Source organism: Mycobacterium rhizamassiliense (genome assembly GCF_900157375.1).
In the GTDB taxonomy this organism is placed as follows: domain Bacteria; phylum Actinomycetota; class Actinomycetes; order Mycobacteriales; family Mycobacteriaceae; genus Mycobacterium; species Mycobacterium rhizamassiliense.
Genome location: NZ_LT721901.1, coordinates 4,640,081 through 4,666,004 on the forward strand (window position 1 = coordinate 4,640,081; position 25,924 = coordinate 4,666,004).

Here is a 25,924-nt window from a genome sequence, read left to right on the forward strand (position 1 = left end):
TTTCATGCCGGGTGTCGTGAAATCGGTCTTCATCACCGGAGCGGGCAGTGGCATGGGCCGCGAAGGGGCAAAACTCTTTCATTCCAACGGCTGGCGGGTCGGCGCGGTGGATCGCAATGACGACGGCCTGGCGACGCTGGGCCGGGAGCTCGGCGACGAGCGCCTGTGGACCCGAGCCGTCGACGTGACGGACAAGGCGGCCCTGGACGGCGCCCTGGCGGACTTTTGCGCGGGTAACGCCGGCGGCGGGCTGGACATGATGTGGAACAACGCCGGCATCGGCGAATCGGGCTGGTACGAGGACGTGCCGCACGAGGCCGCGATGCGCGTCGTGGAGGTCAACTTCAAAGCGGTGTTGACCGGCGCGTACAGCTCGCTGCCCTACCTGAAGAAGACCCCGGGCAGCCTGATGTTCTCGACGTCGTCGTCGTCGGCCACCTACGGCATGCCGCGCATCGCCGTCTACTCGTCGACCAAGCATGCCGTCAAAGGGTTGACCGAGGCGCTCAGCGTGGAATGGCAGCGGCACGGAGTGCGGGTCGCCGACGTGCTTCCCGGCCTGATTGACACCCCCATCCTGACCTCGACCCGCAACCACTCCGGCGGTGGCGAGGTGCCGCAGTCGCCCGAGGAATTCCGGGCCGCCGCACCCAAAAAGGGCCTGTTCCGGCTGATGCCCGCGGACAGCGTCGCGCAGGCGGCATGGCAGGCTTACCACCACCCGAAACGGCTGCACTGGTACGTGCCGAAGAGTATCCGCTGGATTGACCTGCTCAAGGGGCTGAGCCCGGAACTTGTGCGGGGACGCATCGTCAAATCCCTGCCCGGGTTGATGTCGGATCGGTAGTGAAGGAGCGGAGCCGGTGCGAAAAGAGATGATCGCCGCTGCTGTCGTGGTGGCCAGCGTCGCGGGTTGCGGAAGCCACCCGAACACGCCACGCGCGGCGGGGCAGCTGACCATCGACGGGACGACGCACAGCACGCGCCCCGCCAAGTGCAGTCAGCTGCAGGGGTACCGGACGATCGACATCCGTGACCACGACAGCCAGATCGAAGCGGTGGTGCTGCTCAGCGGTTACCGGGCCATCCCCGAGTGGGTGAAGATCCGCAATTTCGCCGGGTTCACCGGCAGCGTCTGGGAGGGCGGGGTCGCGTCGACGTCAAGGACGCCTCGTACACCATCACGGGCAGCGCTTACGGCATCAACGCGAGCAATCCGAACAAAGTCGTCACCACGGATTTCAAGCTCACCGCCGAGTGCTGATCGGGCCTGGCGCCTTTCCGGCCTAGGCTTGACGAAGACGACCACTTCGACGGAGGGGCTGTGAAGGAGAGGTTGCATTGGCTTGCGATGCACGGGTTTTTCCGGGGTGCGGCAGCGATCGGGGTACGGCGGGGTGACCTGAATTCCAGGTTGGTGGCCGATCCGCAGGTGGCCGCCGATCCGGTGCCGTTCTACGACGAAGTCCGGGCGCGGGGCGCGCTGGTGAAGAGTCGCGTCAGTTATCTGGCGGTCGACCACGCCCTCGCGGGCGAGCTGCTGCGCTCCGAGGACTTCCGGGTGCTGATGATGGGGTCGAACCTGCCGGGGCCGATCGCCTGGCTGGAGCAGCGGACGCGCGACGACCTGCTGCATCCGCTGCGGCCGCCGTCGCTGCTGGCCGTCGAACCGCCGAACCACACCCGCTATCGCAAGTCGGTGTCGGCGGTGTTCACCCCCAGGGCCGTCGCCGGGCTGCGCGACCGCGTGGAGCAGACCGCCGTCGGCCTGCTGGAGCAGCTGCCCGACGAGTCCGGTGTCGTCGACATCGTGGCGCGGTATTGCTCGCAGCTTCCGGTCGCGATCATCAGCGACATCCTGGGCGTGCCCGACCAAGACCGCGGCCGGGTGCTCGAATTCGGTGAGCTGGCTGCGCCGAGCCTGGACATCGGGCTGCCGTGGCGCCAATACCGCAGCGTCCAACGGGGAATCGCCGGATTCAACTTCTGGCTGGCCGACCATCTACGGGAACTGCGACGCTCCCCGAGCGACAGCCTGATGAGCCAGCTCATCCAGACGTCCGAAAGTGGCCCTGCCGAAACGCATCTCGACGACACCGAACTGTTGGCGATCGCCGGACTGGTGTTGGCGGCCGGCTTCGAGACGACGGTTAACCTGTTGAGCAACGGAATTCGGATGCTGCTGGATGCGCCCGAGCACCTGCGCACGCTGCGCGAGCGCCCCGAGTTGTGGCCCAACACCGTCGAGGAGATCCTGCGGCTGGACTCCCCGGTGCAGCTCACCGCCCGCGTCGCACTGAAGGATGTCGAGCTCGCGGGCAAGCAGATCAATCGTGGCGACTTGATCGTCGTCTATCTCGCGGCCGCCAACCGGGATCCGGCCGTGTTCCCCGATCCGCATCGCTTCGACATCGAACGGCCCAATGCGGGAAGGCATCTCGCGTTCTCCGGGGGCAGGCACTTCTGCCTGGGAGCCGCGCTTGCCCGCGCCGAGGGCGAGGTGGGGCTGCGGACGTTCTTCGAGCACTTCCCCGACGTGTGCGCGGCGGGCGTCGGCAGCCGGCGGGGCACCCGGGTGCTGCGCGGCTGGTCGACGTTGCCGGTCGCGCTCGGGCGGGCCCGCTCGATGGCCGGCATCGACAGCTAGGGAGTCTGGTTGGGCGCAATCTTCGTGCGGCGCAGGATCATTGCGGTCCCAGGTAGCGGCCGAGCCAGTCCACCAGCCGTTGCCAGGCATCGGCCGCGGCGACGGGGTTGTAGCGCGGGCCGGTGTCGTTGAAGAACGCATGATCGGCGCTGGGTTCGACGACCAGGTCGTTGACCAGCCGGACCCGATCGAGAGCGGCTTTGGCCGTCGGCATGGAACCGGTGACGCGCGTATCGAGCGCCCCGTAGAGAGCCAGCACCGCCGCCTTGACCCCGGTGAAGTCGGTCTTGTCGGGCAGCGGCCCATAGAACGGAACCGCGGCCGACACCCCCAGGGCGCCGTCGGCGAGCAATTGCCAAACCAGCCCGCCGCCAAAGCAAAAGCCGACCACGCCGAGTTTCTGCCCGGGCGCGCGCAGCCGCAGCTCGGCGACGCCGGAGTTGAGGTCGTGGATGAACTGTTCGGGCGGAGTGGCGCCCAGGGCCGCGGTCGCCCGTGCCGGATCGCCGAAGGCGGAGGTCCCGCCCTGCTCCGAGAGCAGGTCGATGGCCAACGCCGAAAAGCCCGCCCCGGCCAGGCGGCCGGCCACCGTTCGCACCCAATCGGTCAATCCCTTGTTCTCGTGGATGACCAGGACACCGCCCCTGGAATTGGGCGCCTGCGCCCACGCCCCCTGCAGGTCGCCCTGCTGACCCCGCCAGGTGATCGGGGCGGTGGGCAGCGCCTTTGCCGCGCCGGGCGGTTGGGTGGCCGCGGTGGGCGGCTCGGGGGCCGCGGATGTGGGCACCTCGGCGGCCTTTTGCTGGTCGGTGCAGGCCGAGATCAGTGCGGCGGCGGCCGAGGTGGCCAGGCCGAGGAGCGCCAGCCGCCGCAGCGCGTCGCGTCTGGTCAGCAGGCCGTCGAGGTGGTCGGTCGCGACCTCCTCGGCGAGGTACCGCTGCAAGGGGGTCATTCTGGCGAGTATCCACCGGGATTCGGTGGTTGACACCCATCCGGCGACCGGGTTTATTTGCCGCTATGACAGAAGTTTCTATGATTGCGGTCGAGGATGTCGTCGTCGGGCTGTGGCGGGCGCTGTCGCGCCGCGATTGGGATGCGGTCAAGACTTTCCTGGCAACGGATTGTCTCTATGTCGACATGCCGGTCCCCGCGTTGGCGGCCCGCGGACCCGAGGACACCGTCAAACGGCTGCGCATGGGTCTCGAGCCGCTCGCCGGCTACGAAAACCACGACGGGCTACTGGTTTCCAGCGGTTCCGACGTCATCTACGAACACTCCGAGACATGGACGTTCGCGACCGGCGAGCAAGGCGTGCTCAGGTTCGTCACCGTTCACAAGGTGGTCGATGGAAAAGTCACGGTCTGGAAAGACTATTGGGACATGAATAGCCTCGTCAGCTTCGCGCCACCAAATCATTTCGAAAATCTGGCAAATGCGGATACCAGCTGGATCTTTGACGCCTCGGCGTTAGTCTGACCGGTTTTACCGCAAAAGCGGCCCCACTAGTTTCGTGAAACTAGTGGGGCCCGTTTGCTGTTATGCGCCCACGCAGCTGTATGGGTCGGGGCACGTGATGGTGACCGGAACGCCGCAGGATCCGCTCAGGACGAGGTTGGTGGCGACTACTAGCGCGATCGCCGCGATCTTGCTGGTCAAACGTGTCATGACGGACCCCTTTGCTGGCACTGCTACCCGATTGCAGTCGCGTTATTGTACCCCAGTCCAATGGGCGAGGCGCGCGGCACCTTTCGCCGCGGCGACGTGTTCAGCCATTTCCCAGCGGCGCGTTACTGGGGGCCGAACAATTCCGGATGTTCGCGCATGAGGCGCAATTGCTCTTGCACGACGTGGGCCTCCGCCTCCGTCGCCGCGCGCTCGCCTTGAAGGTGGCGCGCCCGGGCTTCCAGCCGCCGCGCGTTCTCGGCTAATCGGGCGAATTGCCGCATTTTCCGGAGCGGAAAGATGACGCCAACGATGGCGGCGCTCACTACACCGATTACCACGGGCCAGGGACCCGATGTGACGGCCATGGGGCCGAAGACTATCAGGGGCCGGCGGCGCCAGCCGGGCAAATGATCTAGGCGGAGTCCAGCACCAGGGGCGGCGGCCGCCATCCCCCGAACACCTTTTCCAGATGGCCCGCGACGGCCAGCGCGGTGGCGTCCTGCCAGGGTCGCGCGACGACCTGAACTCCGATGGGCAAGCCGTCGCGAGACGTCCCACACCGGACAACCGCGGCGGGCCACCGGGTGACGTTGTGCACCATCAGATGCGAGAAGTCGTTGATCTCGACGAGGCCGTGGTGGTGCGGCTTGGCGGGCGTCGGCATCGCGGGGCAGACGATCACGTCGTAATCGGCCATGAATTCCAGCATTTCGACGCGGTAGGCGTCGAGGTCGGCCAGTTTGCCTCGGAACTCGGTCACCGAGCACTCGATCTCGCGCGCCTGGCGGACAAATTCGGCCAGTTCCTCGGAGGGATCGGTGATGTCCAGCGCCCGGAGTTCCTCCTCGGCTCCCCGTCCCCCGTCGCCGCCCAGCAACGTCTTCCACAGCACCTCCACCGTGCGACCAACGCAGCCGGGAGTGGCGCGTCGGACGGACGCGGCCACGTCCTCCATGGCATCGGCCGCCGCGGAGACGACGGCGGCGACCTCGTTGGTCGGCGGCGAGACGCCGTCGTCGAGGTAGGTGGCGACGCGCAGTCCGGCGAGGTCGACCTCGTCGGGACTGCCCAGTGGCACGGGTACCGCGTAGGGATCCCGTAGATCGGGCCCGTTCATGATCGACAGACCCAGAAAGAGATCCCGCACCGATCGCGCCATCGGGCCGTAGTGGCTGAACGGGCCGAAAATCCCTGGGGCGCTTCCGAATACATTTCCCGTTCGAGGAATGCGGCCGTGCGACGGCTTGAGTCCGGCAATCCCGCTGTTATGACACGGTTGCCGGACGCTGCCGCCTTCGTCGGTGCCCACGCTCAGGGCGGCACCGCCCGCGGCGACCAGCGCGGCCGAACCACCGCTGCTGCCCCCGGGTGTCGTGGCCAGATCGTACGGATTGTTGGTGCGGCCGTAGAGATTGTTGTTGGATTCGGCGCCTCGGCCCAGTTCCGGAGTGTTGGTGAGGCCGAGGACGATAGCCCCTTCGGCTCGCAGCCTCGCCACCGCCGTCGCATCGACATCGGCCACCGCGCGCAACGCGCTGATGCCGCCGGAACAGGGCAACCCGGCGACCAGCAGCTGGTCCTTGATGGCCACCGGCAGCCCGTGCGCCTTGCCCAGTGGATCGCCGCGTGCGGCGCGCTCGTCGGCGCGGTCGGCCTGCCGCAGGCACTCCTCGGGATCGGCGGCGACCACCAGCGCGTTGATGGCCGGATTGACCGCCTCGATCCGCGCCAAATGCGCTTCGGTCACTTCCCGGCAGGAGACCGTCCCGTGAGACATCATGCGGACCAGCTCGTGAGCCGGCAGGTGGCACAGGTCGGTCATAGTCAGTGAACTTACAACCGGGGTTGCCCGGGCGTGGAAGACTTTGGTGATGCCGCGGGCGGCCTACGAGCGTATGCGCGCAGCACATCTCGCTGTGGTGCGGTCGTCTCTCGAGGACCACATCGCCCGGCTGGACTGGTCGCGCGAACAGATTGAGCGCCATCAGAATCACCGCTTGCGAGCGTTGCTCCGGTACGCCCAAGAGTGCTCACCTTTTCACGCGCGGCGCCTGCAGGGCCTCGACCCGGCTCGCGCCACGATCTCCGATCTGGCCTCGCTGCCGATGATGACGAAGCGGGACGCCCAGGAACAGTGGGACGCCATCGTCACGACACAAGGCCTCGACCGCGCCCGCGCGGAGCGGATTATTGCTGAGCAGCAATGGTTTTCGTATAACGCAGACGATCAGCAGATCTTCAGCTCCGGTGGCTCCAGCGGCGTGCGCGGTGTCTACGTGTGGGACTGGCAGTTCTTCGTCTCGGCGGCCTGCCTGGCGTGGCGAACCCAGGCCCGCGCGGAGCGCCGCGCGGCCGGGCCGGCCGGAACTCCGCGGCTCGCGGTGCTGGAGGCGGGCATTCCGCCGCATGCCAGCACGCCGTTGTTCGACATCGCGACCGCCCCGAACATGGAAACCGTCGTGATCGCCGCGGGTGCCCCGTTCGATGAGGTGCTCGACGCCGTCGCGGCCGCCCAACCGACACACCTGGTCGGCTATCCGTCGGTGATCGGCCGCCTTGCCCGGGCCGCCAGTGCGGGCGACCTGCGCATCCGTCCCGTGCGGGTGAGCACGAACTCCGAGCCGCTGCTCGACGAGGACCGGCAGGCCATCCGCGATGCGTGGGACGTTCCGATCCACAACACCTGGGGGTCGACCGAAATCGGGGTGCAGGCGGTCGGCTGCGGGGGCGGCGAGGGGCTGCATCTGTGCGAGGACGAGGTGATTCTCGAGCGCGTCGACGAGGACGGAACGCCGGTCGGTCCCGACGAGCCGGCGGCGCGAACGCTCGCGACCGGGCTGGCCAACCGGACGTTCCCGTTCATTCGTTACGACCTTGGCGACCAAGTCATTCCGCTGCCCGGCGCGTGTGCCTGCGGAAGCGCCTTCGCGCGCGTCGCCGATATCGGCGGGCGCCGCGACGACGACTTTCGCTACGGCGACACGACGGTCCCCGCGATCGCGTTCCGCCACATTCTGGGCACCGATCCCCGGGTGTCCGAATATCAGGTCGTCCAGACCGCCACCGGGGCCGACATCCTCGTTGTGGGTGATCCGGATGCGGCCGCCCTAACCTCCGCGCTGGTCGCCATGCTGGGCCGATACGGATTGCCGCAGCGGGGGATTCAGGTCCGCGTGGTGGACGGTCTGACCCGCCACCAGGGCAGCGGGAAACTGCGGCGGTTCATCCCCCGGTAGCGCCGAGGCGGTAGACGCGGGCGGCGTTCCCGTGCGCGATCAGGTCGACCACCCGGATCGCGTCGGACTCGCTCCATTCGTCGCTCTCGACGAAGCCGCGCAGCACCCGGTGAATGCCGTTGCGCCACAGCGTTGCACCCAGGAAATGCAGCTCGGCGGGACCGAACCCGTCCGACGAGTAGAGGATTTTCCGGAACGGCGCCATCTCCAGCAGCCGGGCGATGAACGAGGGTGACCTGGCCCCAAGGTAATTTACGCTCAGGCCGCCATCGAGGTAGACGTTGTTGAACGCCTGCGCCAGGTAGCCCGCTTCCCGCTCGTAGGGATAGCAATGCAGCAACACGATCGGTGTATCGCCGGATTGCCGCAAGAAGTCCAGCAGGTGAAGCGGATTCGCCTTGTGTAGATCGCAGTCGCGATCGCCGAAGCCGGCGTGAAACTGCAGCGGCTTGCCCACCCGCAGCGCCTCGTGCAACCCGAACCGCAGCAGGACCCGGTCGTCCAGACGGGTGCCGCCGCGGTCGCGCCACCGGGCGGCGGCCTCGGTGATCTGCGCGGCCGTCGGCTCGGTCAGATCGCCGTCGAAGCCGCCGCGGTAGGCCAGGATCGACTTGGTGCCCACCGCTTTGGCGGCGCGGCGATGCAGGATCTCGCGGAAGGCCGACGCGTAGTCCCCTGCTGCGCGCGCGGCCTGCTCGGCGACCTGTTCCAGCCGCACGACCTCGTGCGCGCGATTGCCCGACAGCTCGCCCAGCTCGGAAATCTCGGCCACGTCGCTGCCGATCCCGGTGTCCACCAGCCAGTCACTGACTCCGGCGGCCCGCAGGAACAGGCCGGCCATCTCGCGCTCGGCGAATTCGCTGCGGCGCTCCCAATACTGCTGCGGCTCGGCGTGTTTGGCCAGCCCCAGGATGGGCGCACAATGGGCGCGCACCGCGAAGCCGAGTTGGGAATCGAAGCCCGTCTCCGTCAACGGCTCGGTGTTGGCCTCGTTGAGCGCGTTCTCGAAGCGCGGGCGGTCCCCCTGTTGCAGCCAGCACCCGTGGGCATGCTGGTCGATCAGCGCCGCCGCGCCGATGTGCTCGGCCAGCGCTGAGGATTCGGGCACCGTCACAGGCTCCACGCCATCCGGAACTTGTCTGCCAGCTGCTCGGGGTTCAAAGTTCCGTACCGCTCGTGTTCGAGGCGGCGCACCGCGACGACCATGTCGACGGCCGCGTCGCCCAGGATGCCGCGCAGCAGCGCCGAATCATTTAGCGCGGCAATGGCGTCCGCTTGCCCTTCATGGAGCCGGACGATGCCCGCGCCGGCGCGCTCGGCTTCGGACAGTCGCGCCGGGTCGATCGTCGTCTCCGGCGGCAGCGTCGCGTCGCCGCGGATCCCGTCGAGCGCCAGCCCCAGGATCGCGCCCGACGCGAGATACGGGTTCGCCGACGGGTCGACGATTTTCACCTCGGCGTTCGCGGCGGTGGGGCCGCCCCTGATGAATCGCACGGCCGCTTCCCGGTTCTCGGTGCCCCAGCACGCGTAGGCCCCGGCCCAGTTCCCCGGTTGCATGCGCAGCCCGGACACGATGGATCCGCACAGCATGCCCTGGGCCTCGGGCAGCCCGCGGAGCACTCCGGCCACAGCGCTCTCCCCCGCCGGCGTCATGCCCGCCGCACCGGCGCCGCCGGAAAACAGCGGGCCCTGCGGCGAGGTCAGCGAAAAGTGTTGATGGGCACCGGATCCGACACTCCCGGCGAATGGCACCGGTGACAGGCTGACGCGCAGCCCGTGGCGGCGGGCGGCGCGGCCGACGATGATCCGCGCCAGCACCAGCTGATCGGCGGCGGCCACCGGGGGAAGCGGCGACAGCGAGATCTCGAACTGGCTGGCCCCGTACTCGGGATGCAGCTGCTCGATGCCGACGCCCGCGGTCGCGGCCGCGGCGAGGACGTCGCGGACGAAGGCTTCGCGCTCGAGCAGGCCGGCCAACCCGTACTGGGCCCACAGCGTGGAGGACAGCCGGCCGCCGTCGGGATCGACCAGAACGAACTCGATCTCGTGGCCGACGGTCGCCGCGAGGCCGGCGTCGGCGAGCGCTGCCTCGACGCGGCTCAGCGTCCCGCGGCCGCAGGCCGCGACCGCGCTTCCGTCCTGCTCGAAGAAAGCCGCGGGGCCCCATGCCAATCCGTCGCCGAGGTTGCGCAGCGCCGCCAGGTCGATGCGGACGCGTTGATCGCCGACCACGCCGACGTCGTCGGTGAAGGCGATGCCGGTCTGGTCGATGGCGAAGGCGTGCCACGACGGGCTGGCGCCCAGACCGGGATCGGCGAACGCGGCGACGCGTCCGATGGGGACCGCCTTGGCGTGGGTGAGCCCGGCCGGGTTCACCACGGTGCCGATGACGGTGTCGACGCCCTCGGCCTCCAGAACGGCCACCACCGCGTCGACGTCCGGCACGGGTGTCATGGCCGCCTTAGCAGCGGTTGCGGTCGATGACTAGGCCCGGCTGGGCAGGGTCAACATGCAGGTCTGGCCGATGTCGAGGGTCCGCAGCATGCGTCCCATGCCGACCCACAACGCGCAGGACATGGCGAGGTCGGCGAGCAGCTCCTCGGAGAAGTGCTCGTTGACCCGGCTCCAGAAGTCCTCGTCGTCGCGCAACTTGGTGTGCTCGGTGCCGAACCGGTGCGCGAACTCGGCGGCCAGCCGCTCCTGCTCGCTGAATCCCGGCCAGCTGCGCCATTCCAGCGCGTGCTCGTAGAGCTCCTCGTCGACGCCCGCGGCGGGACCGTCGGCGTCACGGGTGTTCTGGCACACGGTGCATTCGTTGTCGTGGGCGATCACGGCCCGGGCGATTTCGCGGGTGCGCATGGGCAGCCGGTTCTTGGTGTAGACGGCCTGGCTGAAGTTGGCGATTGCGCCGCCGAGGTCGGGAGACGTGGTGGCCCAGCTGTAGATGTCGTCGTCAGCGAAAGTTCCGATTCGGCTCATGGCGTGATGGTACGCCCGCGTCCGCGATTTTTGGAACACGTTCTAATATTTGCCGCCGGCACCCGCGGGCAGCGCCACGGTGCTGGGCGTGTCATCGTGCCAATCTCGCTGGGTGAGAACGCGATGGGCGATGTTTTCCAGGGCGGCCTCGACCGCCCGGCGGTCCGGCCGGCCCTGGTAGCTGGGCGAACGGGCGAGCTTGTCGACGATCCAGCCGAGCAGCAGCGAGTACACGTAATCGACCTGCTGGCCGCCGGTCGGGGTGAGCCACATCCGGTCGCCGTCGCGCTGCGCGTAGCCGCCGGACACCAGCCGGCCGAACGTGGGCTCGAGGACCTCGAAAGGGATCCGCATCGAGTCGCCGATGTCGGTGAGGCGGGCCGTTCCGTACATCTGCCCGAAGCGGTAGATCCGCATGACGCCCCACAGCCCGGCGACGTCGAGCCGGCAGTCGGGGCGCATCGCGATGCTGCGCAACCGCACTCCCGGGTCGCCGCGCAGCATGCGCGCGATCGCGTTCTCCAGCATGCGTTCTGGTGTGTCGGTGCTGGGCATGCCGAACCCGTCGCCCAAATCGACTGCGCTGTTGTGGATGTCGCGCAGCGGCACCTCGCGCAGAAACAGCGCCAGGACGAACCCGACCAGGGCGACGGGCGCCGCCCACAAGAACACCTCGCTCAGCGATTGGGAATAGGCCGCCACGATGGGTGCGGCCACGTTATGCGGCTGCCTATGCAGGGCGCCCGGAGAGCTGACCGCCTCGGGCGATACACCGCTGGCGGCCAGGGCCGCGCCCATCCGGGTCTTGAGGAAGTTGGAGAACAGCGACCCGAATATCGCTGCACCGAAAGAACTTCCGATGGTGCGGAAGAAGGTAACACCCGAGGTGGCGACGCCGAGGTCTTCGAAATTCGACGTGTTCTGCACGATGAGAACCAGCACCTGCATGGACAATCCGATGCCGGCACCCAGCACGACGAGGTACAGCGACTGGATCAGCGCCGAGGTACCCGGGTCCATCCGAGACATCAGCAGGAACGCGAGCGCCATCAACGCGGTGCCGGCGACCGGAAATATCTTGTAGCGGCCGGTCCGCCCGACCAGCGTGCCGCTGCCCGTCGAGGTGATCAGCATCCCGACCACCATCGGCAGCGTGCGCAGGCCCGACGTCGTCGCCGAGACCCCGTTGACGTATTGCATGAAAGTGGGCAGGAACGTCATGGCGCCCAACATCGCGAAGCCGACCACGAAGGACAGCACGCAGCAGACGGTGAACACCGGGCTGGCGAACAGCCGCGGCGGCAGGATCGGTTGTGACACCCGGCTTTCGACCCACACGAACAGCACGAGCGCCGCCACGGCGCCGACGAACAGGCCGATGATCGTCGGCGAACCCCAGGGGTAGAGCACGCCGCCCCAGCTGGTCGCCAGCGTCAACCCGGCGGCGCCCAGGCCCACCAGCACGATCCCGGCGTAGTCGATGACCGGCTTGGTGGCCGATGTCAGCGCCGGAATGGCCGCCGCCGCAACGAAAATCACCACTACCGAGATCGGCACGTTCACCCAGAACGCCCACCGCCAGGTGAGGTAGTCGGTGAAATAGCCACCGAGCAGCGGGCCGACGACCGTGGTGACCCCGAAGACCGCGCCCAGGATGCCTTGGTAGCGACCCCGCTCGCGCAGCGGGACCACCTCGCCGATGAGCGCGCTGGCCGTCACGGTGATCCCGCCGCCGCCGAGTCCCTGCAGGGCCCGCGCCGCGACGAGCATGCCCATCGACTGGGCCAGCCCGCAGGACACCGACCCGATGACGAAGAAGACGATGGCGACCTGGAATACGCGCTTGCGGCCGAACAGGTCGCCGAGCTTGCCGACCAGCGCCGTGACGATCGTCGACGCCAGCAGATAGCTGGTGACGACCCAGGATTGGTGTCCCGCGTCGCCGAGGTCGGCGACGATGGTCGGCAGCGCCGTCGCGACGATGGTCTGGTCGAGCGCTGCGAGCAGCATCCCGAGCACGATCGCCACGAAGATCAGGTTGCGGCGCTGCGGGCTGATCAGTTCGCCGCTGGGTGCGGAATCCGCCGCGGGGCGGGTCTGGGTCGCTGGGGTGGATGCTGCTCTCGGGCTCGTCATGCCTGCCTTCCCGTCGGCGTTCGATGCTAACGGGTGCCCGGACTCAACCGCGGCAATCGCAGCGCCGCGCGACGGCGGGTCGGGCTAGGCGATCGAACCCGGCGGCCGGGAGACGCACTGCGCCAGGTACAGCGGCTCGCCCAGCGTCTCCATCAGCTGCAGCTGGGTCTCCAGGTAGTCGACGTGGTTTTCCTCGTCGGCGATGATCTTCTCCAGCAGGAAGGCGCTGGTGCTGTCCTCTTTCTCGCGGCACATGATGACACCCGGCTTGAGGCGGTTGAGCACCTCGTGCTCGATGGCCAGGTCGGCCTCGAACTGCTCGCGCAACGTCTGGCCGATGCGCAGCGAGAAGAGGCGCTGGTAGTTCGGGAGGCCGTCGAGCAGCAGGATGCGGTCGGTGACGGCCTCGGCGTGACGCATCTCATCGAAGGACTCCGCGCGGGTGTGCGCAGCAACCTCGGTGAAGCCCCAGTTTTCCTGCATCTTGGAATGCAGGAAGTATTGATTGATCGCGGTCAGTTCACTGGTCAGTTGCTCGTTGAGCAGACGCAAAACATCCGGATCCCCTTGCATGTCACTCCCTTATGCGTGTGAAGGCTGTCGTGTCGAGCCGCTGCAGGCGGGCCGCGCGGGGGCGCAACTGCCTGGCTGTAGCTGACTGTGCCATGCAAATTTGGAATGTTCCAGCAAGGTTTGGCTGTGCTCAGTGTGGCTTGTGGGGCATCCGGCACGCGAAACTTAGGTTAGCGTCGGCTTACTTGCTTAGGTTAGACTCCACTAATATGAGGCCAGTCCGGGTGGCCGCCCGCGTGCGGAGGGGGTGCTGATGTACGTCTGCCTGTGCGTCGGCGTCACCAACCACACGGTGGCCGAATGTGTGGCCCGCGGCGCCTCCACCTCGAAAGAAGTGGCCGCGGCGTGTGGCGCGGGCTTGGACTGCGGACGCTGCCGGCGCTCCGTGCGGGCGATCATCGAGGCGTCGCAGCACGTCGAGACCGCGCTCGAGTCCGCCGTATCGGGCTAGCCTCTTTCAGTTCTTCTTCCGGCCGGTGCTTCAGTTTTGCTTTCGCTCCGCGAAATCGGCCAAGGCCGCCGCGTTGGCCTGGGTGCCCATCAGCTCGGCGAAATGGGCGTTCTCCCGCGCCGTCGCGGCCGCGATCTCCGGGCGGACCGGCTCGACCATCGTGTGCTTGACGGCCATCAGGCTCGAAATCGGCCGGGAGGCAAGGATTTCGGCGTGCCGACGAGCTTCCGGCAGCAGCTCCTCGGGTTCGCAGATCCGCCAGACCAGGCCCATGCGCAACGCCTCCTCGGCGCTGACCCACTCCGAGGACATCAGCAGCCAGGCGGCGTTCTGCCGGCCCACTAGTTGCGGCAGCAGATACGACGACGCCGCTTCCGGAGCCACGCCCAGGCTGGTGAACGGGCACTTCAGTTTGGCGGCGGACGACATGAAGGCCAGGTCGGCGTAACCGAGGATGGTGGCGCCGATCCCGACCCCGACGCCGTTCACCGCGCAGATCAGCGGCTTGGGGAACGCGCTGAGCGCGTCGATCAGGCCGCGGAAGCCGTACTTGCCCTCGGTGAAGTCGGGATCGGTGATGCGGGCCTGCATCTCGGCGAGGTCGGTGCCCGCGGAAAAGCCGCGCCCGGTGCCGGTAAGCAACACCACCGCGACTTCGGGGTCGTCGGCGGCGGCCAGCAGCGCCTCGGCGGTCGCGTCGTAGAGGGCCTCGTTGAAGGCGTTGAGCGCCTCGGGCCGGTTCAGCATCAGCGTGCGAACCCGGTTGTGGTCGTCGATCTGCAGCGTCACGGCTGCAGCCTAAACGTCACCCGTTGCTGTACACGCGGGTGGGCGCGATCAGCACCACCGCACGCCGCTCGGCGGCCATCACCCGGTCGTATTCGTCCCAGTCGTCGTGGGTCCCGCCCGCGGCGATGAACACATCGCGCAGCAGCAGGCGCAACGCGTCGGGGTCGGTCAGCCATGGCTGGGCATCGTCCGGACCGACCAGCTCGGCGGTGCCCTCGGCCGTCGCCCACTGCCATCCGTTGCGGAAGGTGACGGCCAGGTGCGGCCGCGCCCGCAGGTTGGCCAGCTTGACCTTGCCGTAGGTGGTGAAGCCCAGAACCTGCTCCCCCGTTACCGGATGGGCCAACAGGCCGACGTTGACCAGCGACGCCTGCACGGTTTGATCGGCGCGCACGGTGGAGATGACCGCGAGTCCGCTGTCCGCCGCGGCCAGCCCTACGGCGTCTTGCACTGTGGTCATCTCGCTCCCCTTACGTGTGAAACGGCGTCCTGAACACGTAGCGGCTCGTTGCCACCGAGTCGATGTTCTCATTGGCGCCGAACGAACTCGTGCTGGCGACCATCCGGCCCAGGCGGTCCTTCAGGTCGTCATCGCCGGCGGCACCGAAAAACGCGTGCAGATCGGCTATCGCCTCCGCGGGGAACAACTCCTCGACGATGCCCGAGATTCCCGGGGCGCCGGGGGTGAGGGTGCGCACCACCCAGTTCTGGGTGTAGCCGAACGTCGACTGCGTTTCGATCGCCACCGATGTCTGATGCAGCTGCCACCGGTCCAACCAGAACGCCTGCTCCATCTCGGCCGGCCGGCGCAGCATTACGACATTCGCGAAACCGATTGTGCGAGCGCCGGGTTCGATATCAGGACCGGGCAGCGGGGCAGATTCGGTGACCAAGTAGGCGGCCAGCTGCTCACATTCCGCGGCGAGCAGCTCCAGCGCGGCGGTCATCTGCTCGCCGTAGCACTGCTGGGTCCACATGCTCACCACCGCGCCGATGGGCGGGTCCAGCACCGTCATCGTCATCAGGGAGCCACCCACCGCGTCGTCGCGGACGTTGACGGCCAGGCCCGGCAGGCCCAGAGCCAAAAGCTTGTCTGCGACCGGACCTCGCAGTTGAGTACACCATTCGTCGCTCGGGTCGGCACGCATCAGGACGGCGATCACCTTTTCCATAGGGTGAACCTACAACCGCCGCCGCCGCGCGATTGCGGACGGTGATTGCAGTAGTGCTTCGCAGACGCGGGCGAAACGCCCCTGCCACGCTCTCTTGGATGCGCTCTCGGCCGCTGCCGGATAGCCGCTATTTGACCAGGCTTACCCGCTGTTCACCGGCGACTGACTCCCCGATGATGGCGGCGAGGCGCCGATACGATTCGTCACGACCGCTCGACGAGCGGAACACCAGGCCGATTCGCCGGCCCGGGCGTGGATTCGCAAACTGCGCGAGCCCGAGCTGGCTGCGCGCGGCCTCGACGGGCGCGGCGGTCTGCGGAATCAGCGTCACTCCCAATCCGCCCGTCACGCACTGCACCGCGGTCGCCAGCGACGCGGCCCGGGTATCGGCGAGTTCGGCTCGCACACCGGCCTTTTGGCAGACATCCAGAGCTTGGTCGCGCAGGCAGTGTCCCTCGTCCAGCAGCAGCAGCGGCAAGTCGGCCAACGTGGCGGCAGGCACCCGGCGCTTGCCCGACAGCGGATGCCCGGGCGGCACGGCGAGCAGGAAATCCTCGTCGTAGATTCCGATCTCGGTGATGCCCGCTGTGTCGGCGGGCAGCGCGATCAGCGCCGCGTCCAGCCCGCCGTCGCGCAGCGCGGCCAGCAGTCGCTCGGTCTGGTCCTCGATCACCCGCAACGTCAGCGCGGGCAGGTGGACCGCCAGCCCGGCCAACACGCTCGGCAGCACGTAGGGCGCGACGGTCGGGATCAGGCCCAGGCGCAGGCTGCCCTGCAGCGGATCGGACGTCCCGGTAGCCGCGGCGCTGAACGCATCCGCCGCGGCAACCGCGGCCTGGGCAAGCGGGAGGAGTTCCACGCCTTCCCGTGTCAACCGGACACGCCGGGTCGATCGCTCGATGAGCCGGGTGCCCAGCCCGGCTTCCAGTGCGGCCAGCGCCTGTGACAGCGTCGACTGGCTGACTGCGAGAGTCGTTGCAGCACTGCCGAAATGGCGCTTCTCGGCGACCGCGACAAACGCCCGCAGCCCGGCCAGGGTCGGCTGAAAACTCTTATCGGTCATGCCGATAAGTATAGTGCGATATATCACCTTTACTTCAGACGTCCCTCCCGGCAACATAGTGAGTGACCACTTAAACTTGAATTAATCCAGATAAGGAGCAGACATGACTCTGCTGACAATTGGCGACCAGTTCCCCGCGTACGAGCTCACCGGGCTGATCGGTGGCGACCTGTCGAAGGTCGACGCGCAGCAGCCCGAGGACTACTTCAAGACCATCTCCAGCGACGATTACGAGGGCAAGTGGCGCATCGTCTTCTTCTGGCCGAAGGACTTCACCTTCGTGTGCCCGACGGAGATCGCCGCGTTCGGTAAGCTGAACGACGAGTTCGAAGACCGCGACGCGCAGGTGCTCGGCGTCTCCGTGGACAGCGAATTCGTGCACTTCCAGTGGCGCGCGCAGCATGACGACCTCAAGAAGCTGCCGTTCCCGATGCTCTCGGACATCAAGCGTGAACTCGCGCTGGCGACCGGGGTGCTCAACGCCGACGGCGTGGCCGACCGCGTGACGTTCATCGTCGACCCCAACAACGAGGTCCAATTCGTCTCGGCGACCGCAGGATCCGTGGGGCGTAACGTGGACGAGGTGCTGCGGGTCCTGGACGCTTTGCAATCCGATGAGCTGTGCGCCTGCAACTGGCGCAAGGGCGACCCGACGCTGGACGCCGGCGAGCTGCTCAAGGCGTCCGCGTGATTTCGGGTCCGATCTGGAGGTTGTGATGAGCATCGACAATCTGAAAGAAGCGCTGCCCGAGTACGCAAAGGACCTCAAGCTCAACCTGGGCTCGATCAGCCGCACCACGGTGCTGAACGAAGAACAGCTTTGGGGCGCCTTGCTGGCCAGCGCCGCGGCAACGCGAAACACCCAGGTGCTGAGCGAGATTGGTGCCGAGGCCGCCGACAACCTGTCGGCCGAGGCGTACCAGGCGGCGCTGGGGGCCGCGTCGATCATGGGGATGAACAACGTGTTCTACCGTGGCCGCGGGTTCCTGGACGGCAAGTACGACGACCTGCGCGCCGGACTGCGGATGAACATCATCGGTAATCCGGGCGTGGACAAGGCGAACTTCGAGCTGTGGTCGTTCGCGGTCTCGTCGATCAACGGCTGCTCGCACTGCGTGGTTGCCCATGAGCACACGCTGCGCGAGGCCGGTGTCGATCGCGAGGTGATCCTGGAAGCGCTGAAGGTGGCGTCCATCGTCGCCGGTGTGGCGCAGGCGATCACCACGGCCGAGACGCTGGCCGGCGTCGGCTGATCGAGCGCCGTGGCTCACCTATGACGCCGACCTGGGTTTCACACGCTATCTGGTGGCAGGTCTACCCCTTGGGCTTCGTGGGAGCGTTTCCCACGCCCGAGGGGTCGGCCCCGCCCGAGCCGGGCGAGCACCGGTTGCGGCGCCTGGTCGACTGGTTTGACCACGCGATTGCCTTGGGCGCCTCCGGAATTGCGCTGGGGCCGATCTTCGCCTCGCGCACCCATGGCTACGACACGACCGACCACTACCGCATCGATCCGCGCCTCGGTGACGACGACGATTTCGACTACGTCATCGCCGAGGCGCGCCGTCGTGGCCTGCGGGTGTTGCTCGACGGGGTGTTCAACCACGTCGGTGCGGAGTTCGGAATGCATCGGGACGCCGAGCACGACGACGCGGCGGCGCGCTGGTTTCGCGGACGGCCGGGCCGGTTTCACACCTTCGAAGGCCATGGCGGGCTCATCACCCTCAACCACCAGAACCCGGAAGTTGTCGACTACGTCGTCGAGGTGATGACGCACTGGCTGCGGCGCGGCGTCGACGGGTGGCGGCTGGACGCGGCTTATGCTGTGCCGCAACAGTTCTGGGCGACGGTGTTGCCGATGGTACGCGAGAGCTTTCCGGATGCCTGGTTCGTCGGCGAGCTCATCCACGGCGACTACGCCGGCGTGGTCGAGGCGGCCCGGTTCGATTCGGCCACCCAGTACGAGCTGTGGAAGGCGATCTGGAGCAGCCTCAACGACGGCAACTTCTTCGAACTGGACTGGGGGCTGCAGCGGCACGCCGCGCTGCTGGACAGCTTCCCGCCGCTGACATTCGTCGGCAATCACGACGTCACGCGGATCGCCAGCCAACTCGAGCGCCCCGAGCACCTGGCGCACGCGCTGGTGATCATGCTGACCATCGGTGGCGTGCCCAGCATCTACGCCGGCGACGAGCTCGGGTTTCGCGGCGTCAAGGAAGAGCGCTTCGGCGGCGACGACGCGGTGCGCCCCGAGTTCGGTTCTCCCCCAGTTCCATTGGACGACTTCGGCACCGAGGTATGGGGCCTGCACCAGTATCTGGTCGGCCTGCGGCGCCGCCACCCGTGGCTGCACGCGGCGAGGACGACCTCGGTGCGGCTGACTAATCGCCACTACGTCTACACGACCCGAAACGGCGACGACGCGCTGCTGGTCGCGCTCAACATCGACGACGAGCCGCTGCACCTCGCGCTGCCGGAGCTGGGCACGGCGCGCGCGCAGGTGCTCGCCGGTTCCTCGGCCCCGCCCCAGGAGCTCGTCGACGCGGTGGTCGTCGAGCCGCACGGCTGGCGGATCCTGCAGCCCGCCTAGCGCTGCAGCTGGTTCAGCGTCAGGGCGTCTTGCTCGCCGCCGTAGTACCTGTCGAGTAGCGCCGTGAAGTCGCCGGCGTCCTCGGCCGCCAGTGCGAACAGCGTCATCGACGACCGCAGTTTGAGGTCGTCGGGCGAACCGAAGATCTCCGCTGCCGACCGTCCCTGCACCCGGTTGACCAGCTGCGTGCACTCACGCAGCCGCGGGCCCAGCAGGTCGTGGCTCAGGTAGGCGCGGGCCTCTTGCAGCGAGGCGATGCCATACCGGGCCGCGGTCGGGCTGCCGCCCAGCCCGCGCAGCTGCGGGAACACGAACCACATCCAGTGGCTGCGCTTTCGGCCGTCGCGCAGCTCCGTGAGCACGGTGTCGTAGACCGGGGCCTGAGCGACAACGAAACGTGTCAGATCGAAGGGGTCGTCCGCGGAGTCCATATGACTACGGTGGCATACATGGCCGTCAAGCGACGCATGCCCAAAGCCCGCGACCTGGCGCCGCTGATGCAGTTCAAGCGGCCGCAGTTGAATGCGACCAAGCGCCGCCTCGATGCGGCATTCACGATCGAGGACCTGCGGCGCATCGCCAAACGCCGCACCCCCAAGGCCGCGTTCGACTACACCGACGGCGCCGCCGAGGACGAGCTGTCGCTGCAGCGCGCGCGACAAGCCTTCCGCGACATCGAGTTTCATCCGACGATCCTGCGCGACGTCACCAACGTGGCCACCGGGTGGAACGTCCTGGGCCAGCCGGTCGTCTCGCCGTTCGGCATCGCGCCAACGGGATTCACCCGGTTGATGCATACCGAGGGCGAGATCGCGGGGGCGGCCGCGGCCGCGCGCGCGGGAATCCCGTTCTCGTTGTCGACCCTGGGCACCTGCGCGATCGAAGACCTGGTGACCGCAGTTCCGCAGGGCAGGAAGTGGTTTCAGCTGTACATGTGGCGGGATCGGGAGCGCTCGATGGCTCTGGTGCAGCGCGCCGCCGCTGCGGGCTTCGACACGCTGCTGGCCACCGTCGACGTCCCCGTCTCGGGGGCGCGCCTGCGCGACAACCGCAACGGGATGACGATCCCGCCGACGCTGACGCTGCGCACCGTCTTCGACGTGGTGCCGCACCCGAAATGGTGGTTCGACCTGTTGACCACCGAGCCGCTGGCCTTCGCGTCGCTGGATCGCTGGCCCGGCACCGTCGCGGAGTACCTGAGCACCATGTTCGACCCCAGTCTGACGTTCGACGACCTCGAGTGGATCAAGGCGCAGTGGCCGGGCAAGCTCGTCGTGAAGGGCATCCAGACGCTCGAGGACGCCAGGGCCGTCGTCGATTGCGGCGTCGACGGCGTCGTGTTGTCCAATCACGGTGGGCGCCAACTGGATCGGGCCCCGGTGCCGTTCCACCTGCTGCCCGTGGTGTCGCGCGAGTTGGGCAAGCACACCGAGATCCTGGTGGACACCGGGATCATGTCGGGCGCCGACATCGTCGCGGCCATCGCGCTCGGCGCGCGCTTTACGCTCGTCGGGCGCGCCTACCTCTACGGGCTGATGGCCGGCGGCGAGGCGGGCGTCGAACGAGCGATCGACATCCTGCACAGCGGGGTGACCCGGACCATGCGACTACTCGGTGTGACCTGCCTCGAGGAGCTCACGCCGCAGCACGTGACCCAGCTGCGGCGGCTGGGCCCGATCAGCGGTTAGCGGGCCAGGGCCGCCTGCATCCCCCGTTCCATCTCCGCGAAGTCCGGTCCCACGAATGGGCCTTGCGGCTGGCAGTTGCAGGTGAGACCGGCGAACGGGTTCGGGTTGGGGTCGGACTGACTCGGGTCGGCGTTGGCCGGCGCTGCGCCGAACATCGACAAGCCCAGGACAATCGCCGTGCCGGCAACCAGTTTCGTGATCATTTCGAGGCTCCTTTCACCTCTTTACGAGATAAGGCGGTCCTTTACTCGGGTTAGACGGTCGAGACGCTTTCCACGTTCTGTCGAGTCCGCTCCCGGGTTGAGTAACCGACCTAGCTAGTTACATCTTGCATGGCATCGTGAAACCTGTCAAGGTGGTTACATGGCCTTCACGTATGTCAGCGGGCGCCCATGCCTGGACTTCATGGGCACGTTGAAGTACCGCGGCGGTGCTGGGGCCGAGGAACTGCTGACGGGCCCCGAGTGCTTGTCGGAGTGGGCGATTCAGGCCGGCCTGGTGGGTGCCGCGGTCGACGTGGCCGACGGCGACCTGGCTGCTGCACTGTCCGTGCGTGAGGCCGCCTACCGGATCGTGATCGCCCGCCTCGAAGGGCGCCGCCCACCGGTCGCCGACGTGGCGCTGGTCAACGAGTGGGCCGCACAACCGCGCATCACTCCCCGCCTGCTGCGCTCGGGTGCCACCCGCCGCGAAGGCACCGCGGCGCAGTTGCCGGCGACCCTGGCCGCGGATCTGCTTGACCTGCTTGCCGGGACCGACATCGACAACGTCAAACGCTGCGCGCACGACGGGTGCACCCGGCTGTATGTCGACTCGTCGCGCGGGCGCAACCGCCATTGGTGCGGGATGGGCACCTGCGGCAACCAGGCCAAGGTGCAGGCCTTCCGGGCCCGGCAGCGCGCTTCGGCGCGCTGAAGCACTGAATTCACTTGTGCTCCGAAAATGCCGCCGGGGTGTCGTAGCCCAACGCGCCCGCGGTGTGCGTGGCGGACTCGCCCGTCGAGAGCAGGCGGATGGTGTGCAGCACGCAGGCGCGCTGGCCGGCTGACGCCGCGGCGGATTCTGTGGGGACTCGGTCCGTTTGCGGATGGGTTGGACCCGTCGTACCGGCACATTATTGACTGAAACCGAGGTCAGGAGCTGCCATGAGTTCTCTTGTTCCGCAATTCACCACCATCGACGGGCTGTCGGTCCGCTACGCCGAGGGCGGCCACGGCGACCAGTCCGCCATCCTGATGAGCCCGTGGCCGGAAAGCGTGTACGCCTTCGCGCCCAGTTGGGAGGCCTTGGGAGCCAACACGCATCTAATGGCCATCGACCCACCCGGGTTCGGCAAGTCGGACTATCGAGAATCGCTGATGAACCCGAAGGCAATGGGCGAGTTCATCATTCGCATCGCCGACACCTTCGGGTTGGACAACCCGCATCTCGTCGGGCCCGACATCGGCACCTCGTCGTCGTTGTTCGCCGCCGCGTCCCAGCCGGACCGGTTTCGCAGCGTCGTCGTCGGCAGTGGTGGCGCCGCGGTGCCGATTCAGGTGACGGGCGTGCTGAAGGACTGGGTCGAGGCCACCGACCTGGAGCCATACCGGCAGTTCGGCGGGCGCAACATCGTCGAGATCGCGCTGGGCACCATCGCGGGATACGTTCCGTCCGAGGAGATCCGCGAGGACTACATGTCCGGCTACGAAGGCGACAAATTCGCGAGGACGATCCCGTATGCGCAGAGTTACAACGAGTACCTGCCGCAGCTGGCCGACCTGCTCCCCCGGATCCACGTGCCGGTCCGCATCGTCGCCGGCGCCGACGACCAGGTGGTGCCGCCGGTTAACGCCGAATTCCTGCAGCAGCGCCTCCCGAACAGCCGCGTCGACTTGATTGCGGGGGCCGGTCACTTCTGCTGGGAGGAAAAGCCGGCCGAATACGCCGCGCTGGTCACCGACTGGTGGGCGCGGGCCGGTCGCTGAGTTCTCGGCGGCCCAGCCCGGGAACAAACTGGAACCGATCAAGGTTGAGCGCATCAGACTAAACCTTTGGGAGAAGAAAATGTCTGAAGCCAAATCGGTGCCGGTGCTGTTCGTTACCGACTCCATCGTCCTGCCTGGAATGGTCGTCCCGATCGCGTTGGACGACGCAGCTCAAGCCGCGATCGACGCCGCTCGCGCCAGCGACAGCGGCGAATTGCTCATCGCGCCTCGGCTGGATGACCGCTACCCGTCGCACGGCGTGATCGCGAAGATCCTGCAGGTCGGCCGGATGCCCGGCGGCGGCACCGCCGCGGTGGTGCGAGGCGAGCGCCGGGCACAGATCGGGACGGGTGCCTCCGGGCCCGGAGCCGCGCTCTGGGTCGAGGTGACCGAGGTCCCGGACGCGGAGACGACCGAGGAAATCAAGGCGCTCACCGCGGAGTACAAGAAGCTGCTGCTGGCCATGCTGCAGCGGCGTGAGGCCTGGCAGATCGTCGACTACGTCAACAGCCTGACCGACCCGTCGGCGCTGGCCGATACCTCCGGGTACGCGTCGTACCTGACCGACGTGCAGAAGCGTCAGCTGCTGGAGACCACCGACGTGGCCGGGCGGCTGCGCGTGCTGATCGACTGGACGGGCGAACACCTGGCCGAGGTCGAGGTCAACGACAAGATCGCCGAGGACGTCCGCGAGGGCATGGAAAAGACGCAGAAGGAATTCCTGCTGCGCCAGCAGCTCGCGGCCATCCGCAAGGAGCTGGGCGAGGGCGAACCCGACGGGTCCGACGACTACCGGGCTCGGGTCGAGGCCGCCGAGTTGCCCGACAACGTCCGGGAGGCTGCGCTGCGCGAGGTCGGCAAGCTGGAACGCTCCAGCGACCAAAGCCCGGAGAGCGGCTGGATTCGCACCTGGCTGGACACCGTGCTGGACCTGCCGTGGAACGTCCGCACCGAGGACTCGACGGATCTCGCTGCGGCGCGCGGCATCCTGGACGCCGACCACCACGGGCTGGACGACGTCAAGGACCGCATCGTCGAGTACCTGGCCGTGCGCACCCGGCGCGCGCAGCGCGGGCTGCAGGTCGTCGGTGGGCGCGGCTCGGGCGCAGTGATGGTGCTGGCCGGTCCCCCCGGGGTCGGCAAGACGTCGCTGGGCGAGAGCGTGGCCCGCGCCTTGGGCCGCAAGTTCGTTCGCGTCGCCCTGGGCGGCGTGCGGGACGAGGCCGAGATCCGCGGGCACCGGCGCACCTACGTGGGCGCCCTGCCGGGCCGCCTTGTGCGTGCCATCGGCGAGGCGGGGTCGATGAATCCCGTTGTGCTGCTGGATGAAATCGACAAGGTCGGTTCCGACTATCGCGGCGACCCGAGCGCGGCGCTGCTCGAGGTGCTGGACCCGGCGCAGAACCACACGTTCCGCGACCACTACCTGGATCTGGACCTGGACCTGTCCGACGTGGTGTTCCTGGCCACCGCCAACGTGATCGAGAACATCCCGTCGGCGCTGCTGGACCGCATGGAGCTGGTGTCGATCGACGGCTACACCGAGGACGACAAGGTGGCCATCGCCCGCGATTACCTGCTGCCCCGGCAGCGGGACCGGGCAGCGCTGAACGACGACGAGGTGACGATCACCGACGCGGCGCTGCGCAAGATCGCCGCCGACTACACCCGCGAGCCGGGGGTGCGGCAGTTCGAGCGGCTGCTGGCCAAGGCGCTGCGGAAGGTGACGACGAAGATCGCCGACGAGCCGATGACCATCGACGAGCCCGATTTGGTGGATTACCTTGGCCGGCCGCGGTTTACGCCGGAATCGGCCGAACGCACCGCGGTGCCCGGGGTGGCCACCGGCCTGGCCGTGACGGGCCTGGGCGGCGACGTGCTCTACATCGAGGCCGGAGCCACCGACGGCGAGCCGGGTCTGCAGTTGACCGGTCAGCTCGGTGACGTGATGAAGGAGTCGGCACAGATCGCGCTGTCCTACGTGCGCTCGCACGCCGCGGAGCTGGGCGTCGATCCCAAGGCGCTGGACCGCCGCATTCACGTGCACGTGCCCGCCGGTGCGGTGCCCAAGGACGGCCCGTCGGCCGGCGTCACGATGGTCACCGCCCTGGTGTCGATGGCCACCGGACGCCAGGTCCGCTCGGACGTCGGCATGACCGGTGAGGTCACGCTGAACGGCCGGGTGCTGCCGATCGGCGGCGTCAAGCAGAAGCTGCTGGCGGCCCAACGTGCCGGGCTCTCGACGGTTTTCATCCCGGTCCGCAACGAGCCGGACCTGGACGACGTGCCTGCCGAGGTCCTCGACGCGCTGACGGTCAAGCCGATGACCGACGTCGCCGACATCGTCGCGCAGGCGCTAGAACCGGTGGCGGAGGCCGCGACGGTCGCTGCCTGATTCGAGCGTGGGCCGGGATTGCGTAGCAAACGCTCCGCGATCCCGGCCCAAGCCGCTAAGGTGCGCAGATGGCCGTGATACTGCGCAGATTGCTCGGCATTGGCAATCTTCCCGCCGACATGCGGGCCGAGGTTGAGGCGGAGGGGGTCCTCCATCTCGTCGAGTTCGTTCCGGTCACCTTCCGGTTCGGCGGCTCGGTGCCGGGTTTCGTCACCAAAGGAAACAACATTCGCAGTTATGCCGGCTCGCTGGTGCTGACTTCCCAGCGGGTTCTCGGCACGTTGTCGACGGTGCCCAAGCTCGCCGGGCGGGCCATCGACCAGCGCTGGGATGCGCCGCAGCAGGGTCCGGTGAAAGCGGAGCTCACGCTGGACGGTCTTGCGCTCAACGTCGATGTCGGACAGGTCGATCCCGCGTTCTCCGGGCAGCTGTCGCTGCACTACAAGACCGCGATCCCCGAGGCGGTGCTGACCACGATTCCCCGGCGCTCGCTGGAGTTCGACGTCCCGCGCGAGTGGGTGTTGCGTGCCGTCGGCGTCCCCGCGCCGAGACCGGCCTAATTGGCGGCTGCACGCC

28 protein-coding genes and 1 pseudogene are annotated in these 25,924 nt (G+C 67.8%); 14 read left to right on the top strand and 15 right to left on the bottom strand.

Annotated features, from left to right (window positions below):
* Positions 1-16: 16 nt before the first annotated feature.
* The 3 genes and pseudogenes from MRAB57_RS22415 (at position 17) to MRAB57_RS22425 (ending at position 2,647) form a co-directional block, all read left to right on the top strand.
* Positions 17-847 (top strand): SDR family oxidoreductase, encoded by an 831-nt coding sequence (locus MRAB57_RS22415; protein WP_077090779.1) that lies wholly within the window; start codon positions 17-19, stop codon positions 845-847.
* Between the two features lie 28 nt (positions 848-875).
* A pseudogene (locus tag MRAB57_RS22420) lies at positions 876-1,264 on the top strand (lipoprotein LpqH).
* A gap of 60 nt (positions 1,265-1,324) precedes the next feature.
* Complete coding sequence (locus MRAB57_RS22425) at positions 1,325-2,647, top strand: cytochrome P450 (protein WP_077089291.1); 1,323 nt, start codon at positions 1,325-1,327, stop codon at positions 2,645-2,647.
* Between the two features lie 37 nt (positions 2,648-2,684).
* On the opposite strand, the gene MRAB57_RS22430 is transcribed toward MRAB57_RS22425, so the two are convergent.
* Positions 2,685-3,599 (bottom strand): dienelactone hydrolase family protein, encoded by a 915-nt coding sequence (locus MRAB57_RS22430; RefSeq protein ID WP_077089292.1) that lies wholly within the window; start codon positions 3,597-3,599, stop codon positions 2,685-2,687.
* 80 nt (positions 3,600-3,679) lie between these two features.
* Here MRAB57_RS22430 and MRAB57_RS22435 point away from each other — a divergent pair, with 80 nt between their 5' ends.
* Positions 3,680-4,123, top strand: a complete 444-nt coding sequence (locus MRAB57_RS22435; RefSeq protein WP_077089293.1) for a limonene-1,2-epoxide hydrolase family protein — start codon at positions 3,680-3,682, stop codon at positions 4,121-4,123.
* A 60-nt stretch (positions 4,124-4,183) separates the two neighbouring features.
* On the opposite strand, the gene MRAB57_RS29440 is transcribed toward MRAB57_RS22435, so the two are convergent.
* From MRAB57_RS29440 to MRAB57_RS22445, 3 genes are all read right to left on the bottom strand, one after another.
* Positions 4,184-4,312, bottom strand: a complete 129-nt coding sequence (locus MRAB57_RS29440; RefSeq protein ID WP_281254387.1) for a hypothetical protein — start codon at positions 4,310-4,312, stop codon at positions 4,184-4,186.
* Positions 4,313-4,434: 122 nt separating this feature from the next.
* Positions 4,435-4,635 (bottom strand): hypothetical protein, encoded by a 201-nt coding sequence (locus MRAB57_RS22440; RefSeq protein WP_077089294.1) that lies wholly within the window; start codon positions 4,633-4,635, stop codon positions 4,435-4,437.
* Between the two features lie 89 nt (positions 4,636-4,724).
* Positions 4,725-6,134, bottom strand: coding sequence for an amidase (locus MRAB57_RS22445; RefSeq protein ID WP_077089295.1), 1,410 nt, complete (start codon positions 6,132-6,134; stop codon positions 4,725-4,727).
* Positions 6,135-6,183: 49 nt separating this feature from the next.
* Here MRAB57_RS22445 and MRAB57_RS22450 point away from each other — a divergent pair, with 49 nt between their 5' ends.
* On the top strand, positions 6,184-7,548 hold the full coding sequence (locus MRAB57_RS22450; protein WP_077089296.1) for a phenylacetate--CoA ligase family protein: 1,365 nt from the start codon (positions 6,184-6,186) through the stop codon (positions 7,546-7,548).
* On the opposite strand, the gene MRAB57_RS22455 is transcribed toward MRAB57_RS22450, so the two are convergent.
* The 5 genes from MRAB57_RS22455 to bfr form a co-directional block, all read right to left on the bottom strand.
* The gene (locus tag MRAB57_RS22455) at positions 7,535-8,662 is read right to left on the bottom strand and encodes an amidohydrolase family protein (RefSeq protein WP_077090780.1); all 1,128 of its coding nucleotides are present in this window, start codon (positions 8,660-8,662) and stop codon (positions 7,535-7,537) included. The two genes, MRAB57_RS22450 and MRAB57_RS22455, sit on opposite strands and share 14 nt — an antisense overlap.
* Positions 8,659-10,002, bottom strand: coding sequence for a type I glutamate--ammonia ligase (locus MRAB57_RS22460; protein ID WP_077089297.1), 1,344 nt, complete (start codon positions 10,000-10,002; stop codon positions 8,659-8,661). Before MRAB57_RS22460 ends, MRAB57_RS22455 begins: the two co-directional genes overlap by 4 nt.
* A 30-nt stretch (positions 10,003-10,032) precedes the next feature.
* A complete protein-coding gene (locus MRAB57_RS22465) occupies positions 10,033-10,527 on the bottom strand; it encodes a carboxymuconolactone decarboxylase family protein (protein ID WP_077089298.1) in 495 nt (164 codons plus the stop codon).
* Positions 10,528-10,569: 42 nt separating this feature from the next.
* Positions 10,570-12,663 carry an MDR family MFS transporter gene (locus MRAB57_RS22470; RefSeq protein ID WP_077089299.1) on the bottom strand — a complete coding sequence of 698 codons (2,094 nt, stop codon included), beginning with the start codon at positions 12,661-12,663 and terminating at the stop codon, positions 10,570-10,572.
* Positions 12,664-12,747: 84 nt separating this feature from the next.
* Positions 12,748-13,236 carry a bacterioferritin gene (gene bfr / locus MRAB57_RS22475; protein ID WP_077089300.1) on the bottom strand — a complete coding sequence of 163 codons (489 nt, stop codon included), beginning with the start codon at positions 13,234-13,236 and terminating at the stop codon, positions 12,748-12,750.
* A gap of 253 nt (positions 13,237-13,489) precedes the next feature.
* Here bfr and MRAB57_RS22480 point away from each other — a divergent pair, with 253 nt between their 5' ends.
* Positions 13,490-13,687, top strand: a complete 198-nt coding sequence (locus tag MRAB57_RS22480; protein ID WP_077090781.1) for a (2Fe-2S)-binding protein — start codon at positions 13,490-13,492, stop codon at positions 13,685-13,687.
* A 30-nt stretch (positions 13,688-13,717) separates the two neighbouring features.
* Here MRAB57_RS22480 and MRAB57_RS22485 read toward each other — a convergent pair whose 3' ends face one another.
* The 4 genes from MRAB57_RS22485 to MRAB57_RS22500 form a co-directional block, all read right to left on the bottom strand.
* A complete protein-coding gene (locus MRAB57_RS22485) occupies positions 13,718-14,476 on the bottom strand; it encodes an enoyl-CoA hydratase/isomerase family protein (protein WP_077089301.1) in 759 nt (252 codons plus the stop codon).
* A 16-nt stretch (positions 14,477-14,492) separates the two neighbouring features.
* Positions 14,493-14,936, bottom strand: coding sequence for a TIGR03618 family F420-dependent PPOX class oxidoreductase (locus tag MRAB57_RS22490; RefSeq protein ID WP_077089302.1), 444 nt, complete (start codon positions 14,934-14,936; stop codon positions 14,493-14,495).
* A gap of 10 nt (positions 14,937-14,946) precedes the next feature.
* Positions 14,947-15,648 (bottom strand): hypothetical protein, encoded by a 702-nt coding sequence (locus MRAB57_RS22495; protein WP_077089303.1) that lies wholly within the window; start codon positions 15,646-15,648, stop codon positions 14,947-14,949.
* A 127-nt stretch (positions 15,649-15,775) separates the two neighbouring features.
* Positions 15,776-16,711 carry a hydrogen peroxide-inducible genes activator gene (locus MRAB57_RS22500; protein WP_077089304.1) on the bottom strand — a complete coding sequence of 312 codons (936 nt, stop codon included), beginning with the start codon at positions 16,709-16,711 and terminating at the stop codon, positions 15,776-15,778.
* 103 nt (positions 16,712-16,814) lie between these two features.
* Here MRAB57_RS22500 and MRAB57_RS22505 point away from each other — a divergent pair, with 103 nt between their 5' ends.
* The 3 genes from MRAB57_RS22505 to MRAB57_RS22515 are packed head-to-tail and all read left to right on the top strand — an operon-like array spanning position 16,815 to position 19,298.
* On the top strand, positions 16,815-17,402 hold the full coding sequence (locus MRAB57_RS22505; RefSeq protein ID WP_077089305.1) for a peroxiredoxin: 588 nt from the start codon (positions 16,815-16,817) through the stop codon (positions 17,400-17,402).
* 25 nt (positions 17,403-17,427) lie between these two features.
* Positions 17,428-17,964: an alkyl hydroperoxide reductase gene (locus MRAB57_RS22510; RefSeq protein WP_077089306.1), complete on the top strand. Its 537-nt coding sequence runs from the start codon at positions 17,428-17,430 to the stop codon at positions 17,962-17,964.
* Between the two features lie 20 nt (positions 17,965-17,984).
* Positions 17,985-19,298, top strand: a complete 1,314-nt coding sequence (locus MRAB57_RS22515; RefSeq protein WP_077089307.1) for an alpha-amylase family protein — start codon at positions 17,985-17,987, stop codon at positions 19,296-19,298.
* Here MRAB57_RS22515 and MRAB57_RS22520 read toward each other — a convergent pair.
* Complete coding sequence (locus tag MRAB57_RS22520) at positions 19,295-19,729, bottom strand: DUF1810 domain-containing protein (protein ID WP_077089308.1); 435 nt, start codon at positions 19,727-19,729, stop codon at positions 19,295-19,297. The genes MRAB57_RS22515 and MRAB57_RS22520 overlap by 4 nt on opposite strands.
* A gap of 18 nt (positions 19,730-19,747) precedes the next feature.
* On the opposite strand from MRAB57_RS22520, the gene MRAB57_RS22525 reads away from it, so the two are divergent.
* On the top strand, positions 19,748-20,986 hold the full coding sequence (locus MRAB57_RS22525; RefSeq protein WP_077090782.1) for an alpha-hydroxy acid oxidase: 1,239 nt from the start codon (positions 19,748-19,750) through the stop codon (positions 20,984-20,986).
* On the opposite strand, the gene MRAB57_RS22530 is transcribed toward MRAB57_RS22525, so the two are convergent.
* Positions 20,983-21,189 carry a hypothetical protein gene (locus MRAB57_RS22530; protein ID WP_077089309.1) on the bottom strand — a complete coding sequence of 69 codons (207 nt, stop codon included), beginning with the start codon at positions 21,187-21,189 and terminating at the stop codon, positions 20,983-20,985. The genes MRAB57_RS22525 and MRAB57_RS22530 overlap by 4 nt on opposite strands.
* Positions 21,190-21,349: 160 nt before the next feature.
* Here MRAB57_RS22530 and MRAB57_RS22535 point away from each other — a divergent pair, with 160 nt between their 5' ends.
* The 4 genes from MRAB57_RS22535 (at position 21,350) to MRAB57_RS22555 (ending at position 25,908) form a co-directional block, all read left to right on the top strand.
* Positions 21,350-21,901 (top strand): CGNR zinc finger domain-containing protein, encoded by a 552-nt coding sequence (locus MRAB57_RS22535; RefSeq protein ID WP_077089310.1) that lies wholly within the window; start codon positions 21,350-21,352, stop codon positions 21,899-21,901.
* A gap of 230 nt (positions 21,902-22,131) precedes the next feature.
* Positions 22,132-22,953, top strand: a complete 822-nt coding sequence (locus MRAB57_RS22545) for an alpha/beta fold hydrolase (protein ID WP_077089311.1) — start codon at positions 22,132-22,134, stop codon at positions 22,951-22,953.
* Between the two features lie 79 nt (positions 22,954-23,032).
* Positions 23,033-25,348, top strand: coding sequence for an endopeptidase La (lon, locus tag MRAB57_RS22550; RefSeq protein ID WP_077089312.1), 2,316 nt, complete (start codon positions 23,033-23,035; stop codon positions 25,346-25,348).
* Positions 25,349-25,416: 68 nt separating this feature from the next.
* On the top strand, positions 25,417-25,908 hold the full coding sequence (locus MRAB57_RS22555) for a hypothetical protein (RefSeq protein WP_077089313.1): 492 nt from the start codon (positions 25,417-25,419) through the stop codon (positions 25,906-25,908).
* The last annotated feature ends 16 nt before the right edge of the window (positions 25,909-25,924 follow it).

Bases quoted from the DNA above. Each gene is read 5' to 3' on its own strand.
- MRAB57_RS22555 (WP_077089313.1), top strand. From the start codon at position 25,417: ATGGCCGTGATACTGCGCAGATTGCTCGGCATTGGCAATCTTCCCGCC.
- MRAB57_RS22530 (WP_077089309.1), bottom strand. From the start codon at position 21,189: ATGATCACGAAACTGGTTGCCGGCACGGCGATTGTCCTGGGCTTGTCG.
- MRAB57_RS22535 (WP_077089310.1), top strand. From the start codon at position 21,350: ATGGCCTTCACGTATGTCAGCGGGCGCCCATGCCTGGACTTCATGGGC.
- MRAB57_RS22525 (WP_077090782.1), top strand. From the start codon at position 19,748: ATGGCCGTCAAGCGACGCATGCCCAAAGCCCGCGACCTGGCGCCGCTG.
- MRAB57_RS22435 (WP_077089293.1), top strand. From the start codon at position 3,680: ATGATTGCGGTCGAGGATGTCGTCGTCGGGCTGTGGCGGGCGCTGTCG.
- MRAB57_RS22490 (WP_077089302.1), bottom strand. From the start codon at position 14,936: ATGACCACAGTGCAAGACGCCGTAGGGCTGGCCGCGGCGGACAGCGGA.
- MRAB57_RS22445 (WP_077089295.1), bottom strand. From the start codon at position 6,134: ATGACCGACCTGTGCCACCTGCCGGCTCACGAGCTGGTCCGCATGATG.
- lon (WP_077089312.1), top strand. From the start codon at position 23,033: ATGTCTGAAGCCAAATCGGTGCCGGTGCTGTTCGTTACCGACTCCATC.
- MRAB57_RS22515 (WP_077089307.1), top strand. From the start codon at position 17,985: ATGACGCCGACCTGGGTTTCACACGCTATCTGGTGGCAGGTCTACCCC.
- MRAB57_RS22430 (WP_077089292.1), bottom strand. From the start codon at position 3,599: ATGACCCCCTTGCAGCGGTACCTCGCCGAGGAGGTCGCGACCGACCAC.
- MRAB57_RS22545 (WP_077089311.1), top strand. From the start codon at position 22,132: ATGAGTTCTCTTGTTCCGCAATTCACCACCATCGACGGGCTGTCGGTC.
- MRAB57_RS22500 (WP_077089304.1), bottom strand. From the start codon at position 16,711: ATGACCGATAAGAGTTTTCAGCCGACCCTGGCCGGGCTGCGGGCGTTT.
- MRAB57_RS29440 (WP_281254387.1), bottom strand. From the start codon at position 4,312: ATGACACGTTTGACCAGCAAGATCGCGGCGATCGCGCTAGTAGTCGCC.
- MRAB57_RS22510 (WP_077089306.1), top strand. From the start codon at position 17,428: ATGAGCATCGACAATCTGAAAGAAGCGCTGCCCGAGTACGCAAAGGAC.
- MRAB57_RS22480 (WP_077090781.1), top strand. From the start codon at position 13,490: ATGTACGTCTGCCTGTGCGTCGGCGTCACCAACCACACGGTGGCCGAA.
- MRAB57_RS22460 (WP_077089297.1), bottom strand. From the start codon at position 10,002: ATGACACCCGTGCCGGACGTCGACGCGGTGGTGGCCGTTCTGGAGGCC.
- MRAB57_RS22465 (WP_077089298.1), bottom strand. From the start codon at position 10,527: ATGAGCCGAATCGGAACTTTCGCTGACGACGACATCTACAGCTGGGCC.
- bfr (WP_077089300.1), bottom strand. From the start codon at position 13,236: ATGCAAGGGGATCCGGATGTTTTGCGTCTGCTCAACGAGCAACTGACC.
- MRAB57_RS22450 (WP_077089296.1), top strand. From the start codon at position 6,184: ATGCCGCGGGCGGCCTACGAGCGTATGCGCGCAGCACATCTCGCTGTG.
- MRAB57_RS22470 (WP_077089299.1), bottom strand. From the start codon at position 12,663: ATGACGAGCCCGAGAGCAGCATCCACCCCAGCGACCCAGACCCGCCCC.
- MRAB57_RS22495 (WP_077089303.1), bottom strand. From the start codon at position 15,648: ATGGAAAAGGTGATCGCCGTCCTGATGCGTGCCGACCCGAGCGACGAA.
- MRAB57_RS22505 (WP_077089305.1), top strand. From the start codon at position 16,815: ATGACTCTGCTGACAATTGGCGACCAGTTCCCCGCGTACGAGCTCACC.
- MRAB57_RS22520 (WP_077089308.1), bottom strand. From the start codon at position 19,729: ATGGACTCCGCGGACGACCCCTTCGATCTGACACGTTTCGTTGTCGCT.